The organism is Sphingobacterium anhuiense (assembly GCF_042686355.1).
Taxonomy (GTDB): Bacteria; Bacteroidota; Bacteroidia; order Sphingobacteriales; family Sphingobacteriaceae; genus Sphingobacterium; species Sphingobacterium anhuiense.
The window spans coordinates 603,235-615,830 of record NZ_JBHUPE010000005.1; the positions used below are offsets into that span (position 1 = coordinate 603,235).

8 protein-coding genes are annotated in these 12,596 nt (G+C 35.8%); 6 read left to right on the forward strand and 2 right to left on the reverse strand.

Annotated elements, in window-relative coordinates; translation table 11 throughout:
* Window positions 1-276 precede the first annotated feature (276 nt).
* Window positions 277-723 (forward strand): DoxX family protein, encoded by a 447-nt coding sequence (locus ACFS6I_RS14405; protein ID WP_132772605.1) that lies wholly within the window; start codon window positions 277-279, stop codon window positions 721-723.
* A gap of 76 nt (window positions 724-799) precedes the next feature.
* Here ACFS6I_RS14405 and purL read toward each other — a convergent pair whose 3' ends face one another.
* Window positions 800-4,474: a phosphoribosylformylglycinamidine synthase gene (purL, locus tag ACFS6I_RS14410; protein ID WP_380921662.1), complete on the reverse strand. Its 3,675-nt coding sequence runs from the start codon at window positions 4,472-4,474 to the stop codon at window positions 800-802.
* A gap of 410 nt (window positions 4,475-4,884) precedes the next feature.
* Here purL and pheT point away from each other — a divergent pair, with 410 nt between their 5' ends.
* The 5 genes from pheT to ACFS6I_RS14435 all read left to right on the forward strand — a co-directional run bounded on the left by pheT (window position 4,885) and on the right by ACFS6I_RS14435 (window position 11,425).
* Complete coding sequence (gene pheT / locus ACFS6I_RS14415) at window positions 4,885-7,281, forward strand: phenylalanine--tRNA ligase subunit beta (protein WP_380921664.1); 2,397 nt, start codon at window positions 4,885-4,887, stop codon at window positions 7,279-7,281.
* Between the two features lie 36 nt (window positions 7,282-7,317).
* Complete coding sequence (locus tag ACFS6I_RS14420; RefSeq protein WP_021191211.1) at window positions 7,318-7,626, forward strand: hypothetical protein; 309 nt, start codon at window positions 7,318-7,320, stop codon at window positions 7,624-7,626.
* 55 nt (window positions 7,627-7,681) lie between these two features.
* Window positions 7,682-7,972, forward strand: coding sequence for a cell division protein ZapA (locus tag ACFS6I_RS14425; protein ID WP_021191210.1), 291 nt, complete (start codon window positions 7,682-7,684; stop codon window positions 7,970-7,972).
* 247 nt (window positions 7,973-8,219) lie between these two features.
* Complete coding sequence (gene rny, locus ACFS6I_RS14430) at window positions 8,220-9,773, forward strand: ribonuclease Y (protein ID WP_132772610.1); 1,554 nt, start codon at window positions 8,220-8,222, stop codon at window positions 9,771-9,773.
* A gap of 1,127 nt (window positions 9,774-10,900) precedes the next feature.
* The gene (locus ACFS6I_RS14435) at window positions 10,901-11,425 is read left to right on the forward strand and encodes a DUF962 domain-containing protein (RefSeq protein WP_031289036.1); all 525 of its coding nucleotides are present in this window, start codon (window positions 10,901-10,903) and stop codon (window positions 11,423-11,425) included.
* Between the two features lie 59 nt (window positions 11,426-11,484).
* Here ACFS6I_RS14435 and ACFS6I_RS14440 read toward each other — a convergent pair whose 3' ends face one another.
* Window positions 11,485-12,366 (reverse strand): DUF3078 domain-containing protein, encoded by an 882-nt coding sequence (locus ACFS6I_RS14440; protein WP_021191208.1) that lies wholly within the window; start codon window positions 12,364-12,366, stop codon window positions 11,485-11,487.
* Window positions 12,367-12,596: the final 230 nt, after the last annotated feature.

Genomic DNA, 12,596 nt, shown 5'->3' on the forward strand with positions numbered 1-12,596 from the left:
CTCTTATCGGCCGAATGTACGGTTCAGTTTTAAAGTATAGCAACATGCATGGTGCAATTTGTTTGTACTTCGGTACATACTCATATGTAATGAATTCTCCATTAGCAATACGCTGTTTTATTTTATTATGATAAGGGTACATCTATTTATATTAGCAATATATTAAAATTACTTTTTTTTATTAAAAACAGCTATTATTCTTTGTTGAAAATTATATAAAAACAAAACTAATTTAGGTTTGTTGTAGCTATAAATCAATAAGAAAGGAATAATATTATGAACCTTATTCACAAAATTGAGCATTGGGGTGATACGCATCATCCGCAATGGATAGATTACCTACGGATTGCTGTAGGATTCTTAATTTTAATCAAAGGAATGAGCTTTGTTGGTGATCTAGATCGGGTTAGTTCTTTGGTGCAGCAAGTTAACTATACATTTTATATTTGGGGAGGGGTGCATTATATTGTTTTTGCCCAGATTGTCGGTGGGATGTTTATTATTTTTGGCTTCCAGACCAGGTTAGCTTGTCTAGTTCTTTTGCCGATCTTGTTTGGTGCTGTATTTTTTGTAAACTTAACGCATGGATTTAGTTTTCTTAATGGAGAATTATGGTTGTCCATTGTTGTTCTACTTTTGCTTATTTTATTTCTTGTTATGGGTTCGGGTAAATATTCATTAGATAATTTAATGAATAGACCTGGTTATGAGAGAAAGATTTAATATTGATTATATCAATTCAAAAAAAAACCTCCTGCAATTCATGCAAGAGGTTTTTTTATTTTTTCCGTATAGAAAACTATTTTTTATTTTTTTCAATCCAAGTACGGGCATTTACAAATGCTTCTAACCAAGGTGTCACTTCATCTTGACGATCCTTCGGATAATTTGCCCAATTCCATTGGAATGTTGAGCGCTCAATATGTGGCATGGTTACCAAGTGACGACCAGTTTTGTCACAAAGCATAGCTGTATTATAATCAGAGTCATTAGGGTTTGAAGGGTACTGATCGTAAGCGTACTTGGCAACAATATTATATTGTGACTCTTCTTCAGGTAAATTGAATTTACCTTCACCATGTGAGATCCATACCCCTAATGTTGTACCAGCTAACGTTGATAACATGATCGAGTTGTTTTCTTGAATGGTAACGGATAAGAAATTAGATTCATGTTTCTGTGAAGTATTATGAAGTAATTTACCATGAACTCCGTGTTCTGGGTTGATTAATTCTAATTCCATAAACAATTGACAGCCGTTACAAATACCTACCGACATGGTGTCAGGACGTTTAAAGAAATTTTCTAATGCCGTTTTAGCTTTTTCATTGTACAAAAATGCACCAGCCCAACCTTTTGCAGAACCTAGAACATCAGAGTTCGAGAATCCCCCAACAGCACCAATAAATTGAATGTCTTCTAGTGTTTCACGTCCTGAAATTAAATCAGTCATGTGGACATCTTTTACATCAAATCCCGCTAAGAACATCGCATTTGCCATTTCGCGTTCAGAATTTGAACCCTTTTCACGAATGATAGCTGCTTTTGGTCGAGGTTTTGATTCGTCTATTGCAGGTTTCAACCCCGTGAAGTGATTTGGGAATACAAAATTCAATGGCTGATTTTTGTAATTATCATAACGAGCTTGAGCAGTTCCATTTTTAGATTGTTTTGAATCTAATAGGAAAGACGTTTTATACCAAGTATCACGAGTTTCTACAACATTGAAAGTAAACGTGTCAGCATTATTTTTGAAGGAAACTTCTGCACCTGAGATTGCTTCTCCAATCTTAACAGCATCAATACCAGCAGCGGCGAAAGCACTTTCAAATGTAGCGTCATCTTTTGCCTGTAAAACAACAGCAATGTTTTCATTGAATAGTGCTTTTACAGTATCTGCTTCACCTAAGCTTGATAAATCATAATTTGCAGCTAAGTTTACATCTGCAAATGTCAGTTCTAATAAAGTCGTAATTAAACCTCCTGAACCAATGTCATGACCAGCTTCAATTTGTCCAGCTTTTATTAAATCTTGAATCGTATTAAAAGCCGTTTTAAAATATGTTCCATCTTGAATGGTTGGAGCTTCTTTACCGATCTTGTTTAAGATCTGAGCGAATGAAGAACCGCCTAATTTGAAACTATCTTTTGAAAGATTGATATAGTATATAGAACCAGCATTTTTATTTAGCACAGGTTCTATAACCTTTGTAATATCTGTACAGTTACCAGCTGCAGAAACGATCAAAGTACCTGGAGCGATGACATTGTCACCGTTCGGGTATTTTTGTTTCATCGATAGTGAATCTTTTCCTGTAGGGATATTGATTCCTAATTCCAAAGCAAAATCTGAACATGCTTTGACAGCTTTATAAAGGCGAGCATCTTCACCCTCGTTGTTACAGGCCCACATCCAGTTTGCCGACAGTGATACACCTGCAAGACCATTTTTAATAGGAGCAAATACTAAGTTTGACAATGATTCGGCAATAGCCGTTCTACTTGCCGCTGCAGGGTCTATAATTGCTGCTACGGGAGAATGACCTACTGTAGTTGCTACACCTTCTTTACCTTTGTAATCTAATGCCATTACTCCCACGTTATTCAATGGTAATTGTAATGGACCAACACATTGTTGTTTAGCAACACGTCCGCCAACACAACGGTCAACTTTATTGGTTAACCAATCTTTAGAGGCTACTGCTTCTAATTGCAGCACTTGTCTTAGGTAAGTTGGGATATTTTCAGTGCTGTAATTTACATCTGCGTAATTTCTAACGACAGTTGTATCCTTCATAATTGTTTTGGGAGATGACCCGAAGAAATCTTCTAAGGCATAATCCATTGGTTTTTCACCGGTTGTTTTTGATTCGAAAGTGAAACGGTGATCTCCTGTTACATCGCCAACAGTGTACATTGGAGAGCGTTCGCGATCGGCAACGCGTTTTAACGTGTCAATATCTTTTTCACCGATCACCAATCCCATTCTTTCCTGAGATTCGTTACCGATAATTTCTTTTGCTGATAGGGTAGGATCACCTACAGGTAGTGCATCTAAATCAATTAGGCCGCCTGTTTCTTCTACTAGTTCTGAAAGGCAGTTTAAGTGACCTCCTGCACCATGATCATGAATAGATACAATTGGATTGTGATCGGATTCCACCATTCCACGAACTGCATTTGCGGCACGTTTTTGCATTTCTGGATTTGAACGTTGAATTGCATTTAATTCAATACCGGAACCGAAAGCTCCTGTATCAGCAGAAGAAACTGCTGCTCCTCCCATACCGATACGGTAATTTTCACCACCCAGTATAACGATCTTATCACCAATTTTTGGAGTATGTTTTTTTGCCTGGTTCAATTTACCATAGCCTATACCACCAGCCTGCATGATTACTTTGTCAAATCCTAATTTTCGGGCATCTTCTTCATGTTCGAATGTTAAGACCGATCCTGTTATTAAAGGCTGTCCAAATTTATTGCCAAAATCTGAAGCACCGTTGGAAGCTTTGATTAAAATGTCCATTGGAGTTTGGTATAACCATGGACGTTCTTCCATCGCTTGTTCCCAAGGACGGTTTTCTTCTAAGCGGGAGTAAGACGTCATATAAATCGCTGTTCCTGCTAAAGGTAATGATCCTTGTCCTCCAGCTAAACGGTCGCGAATTTCACCTCCTGAACCAGTTGCTGCTCCTGAGAAAGGTTCAACGGTAGTTGGGAAATTATGTGTTTCTGCTTTTACAGAAAGTACAGAGTCAAATTCTTTTTCTTCGTAAAAATCTGGCTTATCTGCAGATTGTGGTGCAAATTGGGTGATCCGTGGGCCTTTAACAAAAGCTACGTTATCTTTATATGCCGAAACGATTTCGTTGGGATTTGTTTCAGATGTTTTCTTAATCAATTTGAAAAGCGATGTCGGCTGTTCTTCGCCATCGATAATAAAAGTACCGTTGAATATTTTATGGCGACAGTGTTCTGAATTTGCTTGAGAGAAGGCAAATACTTCTGAGTCGGTTAACTTACGATCTAATTTTGTTGCTAAGTCCGAAAGATATTGAACTTCCTCAGGATTTAAAGAAAGACCTTCTTGTTTGTTATAAGCATCAATATCCTCAATTTCTAAAATAGATTCAGGAGCAATATTGATGGTATACATTTCTTGTGTCAATGACTCATATTTTTGAGAAATCATTGGGTCGAAATCGATAAAATCAGCTTGTGCCTTATGGAATTCTTCAATTCGAATAATCCCTTGAATACCCATGTTTTGGGTTATCTCTACGGCATTGGTACTCCATGGAGTAATCATAGCTGCACGAGGACCAACATAATAATCGTTTAAGGTTGCTTTTTCGATTTTGGTAGCGTTTCCAAATAGCCAGTTTAGTTTAGAGATATCATCGGTTGATAAATCTTGTAGGGTTTGCACACCGTAAACGATGTCGCTTGGGTTCACAAAGAAATGAATCATTATAACTGTAAGTTTTGAACGTTCTTCAAATTAAAATACAAATTTACGTTAATCCTTTGACTTATTAGGAATGAAAAGTGCTAAATAATCGTAAAAATATTTTTCACTCTTAAGCGGTTCATCTTTTGCTTGATCTCAACTTCTTTTTAATTTTTGAAGTACTTACGATTTTAAGTTTTATATGCTGTAAATGAGCTGCCCATACGTTCTCTTTTTTTATTACTTAAATATAGAAACTGAGCCAGTCTATAAAACTGAATTGGTTATTTACATACAAATTTTAATATTATAGGTAGTAGTAAACCCTCAAGGGTAGAGGATAAAACGATAAATTTGCATGGATAAGACTGTAATTATATTGCGAATCAGAGCAAATTTATCTAAGTTTGTGCGTAAAATAAGATTCTAAAATGAATATTTCATATAAGTGGCTTAAAGATCATATCGATATTGATAAAAAACCAGAAGAGCTTTCTTTGATTCTAACTAACGTAGGATTAGAGGTTGAGGTTTTAGATGTGGTCCAAAGTATACCAGGAGGTTTAGAAGGGTTGGTCATAGGGGAAGTAAAATCATGCGAACAACATCCGAATGCAGATAAATTGAAAGTTACAACGGTTGATGTTGGTCAGCCCGAGTTGTTAAATATTGTCTGTGGAGCTCCAAATGTAGCAGTCGGTCAGAAAGTTATTGTTGCGACAGTTGGTTCAACAGTTCATCCAACTAGCGGTGAGCCTTTTAAGATCAATAAATCAAAAATCCGTGGTGAAGTTTCTGAAGGAATGCTCTGCGGGGAGGATGAAGTTGGTTTAGGCAATTCGCATGCAGGTATTGTAGAACTTCCTTCAGATGCTGAGGTTGGTAAACTTGTCAAAGATTTTTATCAGATCGAAGATGACTACCGATATGAAATTGGTTTGACTCCGAATCGTGCAGATGCAGCTTCACATTTAGGTGTAGCTCGTGATATTGCCGCATATTTTAGATCTGAAATGAAGCAAATTGATCTTTCTAAATTTAAAGAAGGGTCTGGTGTCAATACAGAAGTAATTGTAGAAAATCATTCCGGCAGTCCAAGATATTCAGGAATTAATATTTCAGGGGTTAAAGTAACTGAATCCCCTGATTGGTTAAAGGAGCGTTTAAACGTTATCGGTATTCGTCCCATTAATAACATCGTTGATGTTACTAATTTTATATTACATGACTTGGGTCAGCCACTTCATGCTTTTGATCAAGATAAAATTGCAGGTAATAAAATTACTGTTAGACAAGCGAAACAAGATGAGGTTTTTATAACTTTAGATGGTGTTGAGCGTAAGCTTTCTGCTGAAGATCTTGTTATTGCCGATGCTGAGAAGCCAATGTGCATCGCTGGTGTTTTTGGTGGTGCTAATTCAGGCGTTTCAGAATCGACTACAAACATATTTTTAGAGTCAGCATATTTTAATGCAGTTTCAGTACGTAAAACAGCAAAGCGTCATCATCTGAAAACAGATTCTTCTTTCCGATATGAAAGAGGAACTGATCCAAATATTACCGTTAATGCATTAAAAAAGGCGGCTATTCTGATTCAAGAGATCGCTGGTGGCGAGATCACTTCTAATATTACTGATATTTATCCTGCTGTTATAAATCCATTTGCTTTTAATGTCAATTACCATAATGTCCGTAAATTAATCGGTCAGGATATACCTAATGAGGAAATAAAATCAATTATTGTTGCCTTAGGTATCGGTATTGAAAAAGAATCGGCAGATAGTATTGATGTATTAGTTCCTGCTTATCGTGTTGATGTTACGCGTGAGGTGGATGTGATAGAAGAGGTTTTGCGTATCTACGGTTACAATAATGTAGCATTGAAACCACAGATAAAGTCATCTTTAAATACTTCGGAAAAACCTGATAAAGAGGTGGTTTTAAATCAACTGGCAGATTTGCTTATTGCAAATGGTTTTAGAGAAATTCTTTCGAATTCATTAACGAAGTTGGATTATGTAAATGATGAAGCGACCGCCGTTCGTTTGTGTAATCCATTAAGTTCTGATTTGGATACCATGCGACAAAATATGTTGTTTTCAGCTTTAACAGCAGTTTCTTATAATCAAAAGAGAAGAAATTCTGATTTGAAGGTTTTTGAAATTGGAAAAACATATTCGATCGATGGTGAGGGATATAAAGAGAAACAGCACTTGGCTATTGCTATTAGTGGAAAGTTGGAAGTTGAGCAATGGAACAATAGTAAGCAATCGGTAAATTTTTACAATCTGAAAGCGGTTGTTGATCTTATTTTGAAAAGATTGAAAATTGAAGGACTTCAGTTGGAAGATGCACCTACCGATCATTTCGCTTACGGATTAAGTTATATGAAGGGTACAAAACCTTTAGTAACTTTCGGAGCGGTATCTGATGTTGCTTTATCCAAAGCTGACGTCGATGGGCAAGTGTTTTTTGCTGATTTTGACTGGGATCAAATACTGAAGATCATCCGTAAAAATGTTATTAAGTTTAAAGAGGTATCTAAGTTTCCTGCTGTAAAACGTGATTTATCGTTGTTGATCGATGAAGCAGTTACGTTCAAACAATTGGAAACAATCGCGCATAAAACCGAACGTAAACTCTTAAAAGAGGTTAAAGTATTTGATGTTTATAAGGGAGACAAGATTCCTGCAGGCAAAAAATCATATGCTTTGAGTTTTATTATCGAGGATGAGGAAAAAACTTTAATGGACAAACAAATTGACGCAATAGTTCAAAAATTAATTCTTAACTTTGAGAAAGAAGTAAACGCAGAAGTGCGTGGTTAATTTGAATAATAACATTTAATTGTATAAATTTAGTATATGGCAGCATTATCTTCACAAATGAATATTATCGTTGAGAAAACGAAAAATTTGATTCAAATGTGCGAAGTCTTGCAAGAAGAAAATGATTTACTTAAATTAGAGGTTCAATCGCTACAAGTCGCTTTCAATACGAGTAGCGATAAGAATAAGCAAATGGAGGAGCAAATGAAAGCAATGGCAGTTGCTCGTTCACTTGATAGTTCTGAAGCCGATAAGGATGCAATTAATGAGAAAATACTTGACACAAAGCAAAAAATTAACGATTTTGTGCGAGAAATAGACAAATGTATTAGTTTGTTGAAGTAAGTGAAGAGTGTAGTACAAGGATAACTTACTAATACAACGTAAAGCTCAAATAACAATGGGAGAGATTTCCATCAAAATAAATATCGCTGATCGTGTGTATCCGCTACGTGTTGATACAGCAGAGGAGGAGATAATCCGCCATGCAGCGAAATTGATTAATGAAAAAGTAAAAGAGTTACAAGATAGCTATACTGTTCGTGATAAACAGGATTTATTGTCAATGTGCGTCCTTCAGTACGCAACAGGAATGTTGAAAGCTGAGCGACAAGTTCAAACACAAGATCAAGGTTTAGAGCAATCAGTTCATGAACTGGATCAGCTATTATCTAATTTCTTTACAAAATAATCGTTCTTTATAGCGCTTTACTAAACGAATTTGCCGCAGTTGAATTCGGGTTGTCACTATTTTAAACTTAACGCTTCAATATTACAGGCGAAAAAGATGTAGGTCATTTTGCGTAAGCCATCTGGACCATGATCATAGCCTAATCATATGATATAGAAGTTTAATAATATTAGATACCCGTTATTTAATTGCGGTTTTTTTTTGAAAATTATAAATAAATAAAATACATATAAACAATTAATATTACATGGACATCGCAATTTATATCATACTTTCTCTGATTGTTGGTATTGCAATTGGCCGTTATCTTTTAGCTCTTTTGTTTAGTAAACAAACAGCAGAAGCTCAAGAAAAGGTGAAAAGCATTATAAAAGAGGCAGATCAAGAAGCAGAACATCTGAAAAAGAAAAAGCTTTTAGAAGCTAAAGAGAAGTTTCTACAGCTAAAATCAGAGCATGAAAAAGAGGTCAGTCAGCGAAATAATACAATCAGTCAAAAGGAAAATACCTTACGCCAGAAGGAGCAATCTGTCAATCAGAAGCTTGAGAATTTAAACCGCGAAAAACAAGAATTAGATGGAACCCGTAAACAGCTTGAAAAGCTTGTTGAAGTAAATGAAAGTAAGTCTGAGGAAGTTGAGCAGTTAAAGCTACAGCAGATTAAACAACTGGAAGGTATTGCTGGAGTTACAGCGGAAGAAGCTAAAAATCAACTGGTCGACTCTTTGCGTGAAGAGGCACGTTCACAAGCAATTAGCCAAATTAAAGATATCGTTGATGAAGCTAAATTGACAGCAACAAAAGAAGCTAAAAAAGTGGTCATCCAGACCATTCAACGTACGGCTACAGAATCTGCTATTGAGAACACGGTTTCTATTTTCAATATTGAGAATGATGAAATCAAGGGCCGTATTATTGGACGTGAGGGACGTAATATTCGTGCATTAGAAGCTGCTACTGGTGTTGAGATCATTGTTGATGACACCCCTGAAGCAATTATTTTATCGGGATTCGATCCTGTTCGTCGTGAAATCGCTCGTTTGGCTTTGCACCGTCTTGTGACGGATGGACGTATCCACCCTGCGCGTATTGAGGAGGTAGTTGCAAAGACACGTACACAGATAGAAGACGAAATTGTTGAAATTGGTGAACGTACAGCTATTGATCTTGGTATTCACGGTTTACACCCGGAATTGATCCGTATGGTCGGTCGTATGCGTTACCGTTCTTCTTATGGACAGAACTTGTTACAGCACTCCCGTGAGGTTGCAAATTTTGCAGCTACAATGGCAGCAGAGTTGGGGTTAAACGTTAAGCATGCAAAACGTGCAGGTCTTTTACATGATATTGGTAAAGTGCCTGATGATAATCCAGAATTGCCACATGCTATTTTGGGAATGCAACTGGCTGAAAAGTATAAAGAACATCCTGATGTTTGTAATGCTATCGGTGCTCACCATGATGAAGTTGAAATGACAGCAATGATTTCACCAATTGTGCAAGCTTGTGATGCTATTTCAGGAGCTCGTCCTGGGGCTCGCCGTGAAGTCGTGGAGAGTTATATCAAACGACTAAAGGAGTTAGAAGATCTAGCATTATCTTATCCAGGCGTTGAAAAAACTTTCGCTATACAAGCCGGTCGTGAATTACGTGTTATTGTTGAAAGTGAAAAGATATCTGATGCACAGGCTGAGATTCTAGCCGCTGATATTTCAAACCGAATTCAGACTGAGATGACTTATCCAGGTCAAATTAAAGTAACTGTTATTCGTGAAATCCGTTCTGTCGCCTATGCGAAATAAAACGAGATTTTAAAAATATAGCTTAAAACTAAGGCTGTCTCATTTATTTGAGACAGCCTTAGTTTTTTATATGATTTGAGCTATATTTTAAGCTGTTAAGAGGATGTTTTTACTGTTATATATTCAAAGTAGCTCATTATTCTACGTAACATGGAAAGGAGGCGCATGTGATTGATCTTATCGCGGTATAGTTTGCGCACAAATCCTGCTGTTTATTTTATTTCACCATACTGCAAAGCAAAGTTGTTACATGGATTTTTCGTTTCGCTTGACTGAAAAATAAGCTCCCAAAGATGATTATGAATAGATTCGAGTAAAAATAACACTTTCCGTAGGTGCAGAGAGTTTCTGCGAGGAGTACTTTGGGTTTTAACAGGGGGCTAAATAGTATTGCAACGTTACTTGTTTGCAGATCATTTATTCTTAATAGTTAAATATTATTAGCTTAAAAGCATGTTACGTAGCGATACTTAAAGGCCATCCAGAATTTTCAATAAGCCGTGTCGCAATATGAACTACCCAGAGTACCGAAATGTATCGCCATAATGCACTATACTATGGCTATGGAGATAAATCAATCGGCCATAGCGCGTTGCTTTATTGCCTTTGCGCATCATGATTGACTAAAAGCGCATAGACAGTCCGCCATATTGCGACATATGTAAGCGGGAGGGAGAAATCAATAAGCCATAGCGCGTTGCTTTATTGCGTTTGCGCAAAATGATTTCTACATTTATCGTGTCGCAAGGTCCAAGGCTCCATTTTCTTTTATGTATTGTAGTCACTCTAAACTTTAATAGAGAACATCCTGGCATAAAGCATATGTTAAGATATTTTTGCTTCTGAGGGTGAAAATATCATCACTTGCTATCTAGTCTCTAATAAGAAAAGCTGTCTCTAAGTAATTTTTGAATATTTGTACCGTAATGAAAATAAGTGTTTTAGATTTCTTTTTGATCCTATTTAATGATTAAGATGTATTATTGGCATCATATTCGGTTTTCAACAGAGCAGGTTTATTTACAGACTGGCTTTTTTTGTTTTTAATCGCTATTTCGCCTTACTTTCAACTTTTATTTTTAGTATTTTTGCAGTTCATATTGCATAGCAACTATAACGCAGATCAGATGAAGAAAAAGCAACCGCCCGTTCAAGAAGTAAAAAGACCAGTTGATCAATATTTTGAGAATTTAAATGCAAATTTTCAGAATCCTACGAATCGAATTTTTCAAATTATTTTTTTACCGTTATTCTTTTTTGGTTTAATGGGACTGATTTGGATGATTCCATTTCCTCAATTTGATTTTTTGGTTAAATTGGGATGGCATACTTTTCTGAACTGGGGTTCATTTTTTATTGCCGTGCTTATCTATTATTATTTAAAGCTTTCTCCAACACTATCTTATGCTGTTTTATTATGTATAGGCATAATGAGTTATTTTATTGTGCAACTCGAATATATTGAGCGGGATGGTGGACCAAGTGTATTACTTGTTTCTGGAGTGATTACAGCAGTTTCTTTAGCCGCATTATGGTGGGGTAAGTCTAAAGAGAATAAAGCTATTTCATTAGGTGAATTTTGGACATTAATTTCCGTAGGTCCTATTTGGCTTTGGCATTTTGTTTTTAGAAAGGTTAAGCTAAAATATTAAAACTTATATAGTTATTTGGAAGCCTTGTTCTTTACTAAGAACAAGGCTTTTTTACATCATTAGAATTTGTAAGTAATACCAGCTCCTAGTATTTGTTTCACTTGTAGATCTGATTTTTTGCCTACTTGAACGCCATTTTCTATTTTAGGAAGTTTGGTGTTATCATCATATATTAACTGTACACCTGCATTTACTGTAATCCATTTGTTAACCTTCATATTTAGATTGGCCGTATAGTCAATATCTACATTTTGTGGCTTCTCTAAATAGTTGGAATAAAGTTTTAGGATATTTTCAAAAGTAACATTCTCCATAATTTGTGTTTTATAATAGGCATCAAATGAAGCACCAAATTCTACGCGTGTATTTTTTCCAGGATCCAGTCCATAATTTGGCGCTAGGCTATCATTCTTAACAATAACGAAGCGAACAGCAGCGGGAGACAAGTTAAATTTTAAATTATCTGATTTTTTATAAGCTATACCGGGACCAAAGCTTAAATAGGCGGGAGCAAAGGCCTCTGATAGCAATTTTTTATTTGCAGATGTATAATCATAACCCTTGGCAAATTGGGTGTTAAAATTAAGAAAAAAGGTATACAGCCAATGTTCTTTAGCTTGGTAACCCAATAAACTGTTTAAAGATAATCGGTCGTCATTTTTTCTCCAATCTGTTTCCTTTTGAAAAGTTTGACCATAAGCTGCAATTACTTTATTATCCCAGGACCATTTTTCTTTTTTATAGTTGAAGTCATAATTTAAGATTATGTTGCCTGCGAAAGAATTGACTCCCCCGGCAGCCCAATTCGAGAATGAACTTTGATTAATCAGAAATGTGTTCTCTCCATGTATGGTCCAATTCTTTGTCGAATCAACTTGTGCCTGACCTTTGTTAATTATTAGAAAGATGGCTGCAAACAATAAAAGTTTTATTTTATTCATATTTCATTTTTTTAAGTCTAAAAGCTTAAACACAAAGCCAACTTAGATTGTTTAGTTAAAGTCAATATTTTATTATTATACAATCAAAAAACATAATCTTTGTGTAGATGTACACTGTTTTTTGCAAGCAAGTGGATGTGTATTAAGAATCACTATTCTTCAAAATGTAATTGCTCAGATCTAAATAGGAATTAAAGAAGGAGGTCATATGGAGCTGTTTGTGATCAAGA

Excerpts from the sequence above, each read along its gene's own strand:
- ACFS6I_RS14405 (WP_132772605.1), top strand. The coding sequence starts at position 277 with ATGAACCTTATTCACAAAATTGAGCATTGGGGTGATACGCATCATCCG.
- purL (WP_380921662.1), bottom strand. The coding sequence starts at position 4,474 with ATGATTCATTTCTTTGTGAACCCAAGCGACATCGTTTACGGTGTGCAA.
- pheT (WP_380921664.1), top strand. The coding sequence starts at position 4,885 with ATGAATATTTCATATAAGTGGCTTAAAGATCATATCGATATTGATAAA.
- ACFS6I_RS14420 (WP_021191211.1), top strand. The coding sequence starts at position 7,318 with ATGGCAGCATTATCTTCACAAATGAATATTATCGTTGAGAAAACGAAA.
- ACFS6I_RS14425 (WP_021191210.1), top strand. The coding sequence starts at position 7,682 with ATGGGAGAGATTTCCATCAAAATAAATATCGCTGATCGTGTGTATCCG.
- rny (WP_132772610.1), top strand. The coding sequence starts at position 8,220 with ATGGACATCGCAATTTATATCATACTTTCTCTGATTGTTGGTATTGCA.
- ACFS6I_RS14435 (WP_031289036.1), top strand. The coding sequence starts at position 10,901 with ATGAAGAAAAAGCAACCGCCCGTTCAAGAAGTAAAAAGACCAGTTGAT.
- ACFS6I_RS14440 (WP_021191208.1), bottom strand. The coding sequence starts at position 12,366 with ATGAATAAAATAAAACTTTTATTGTTTGCAGCCATCTTTCTAATAATT.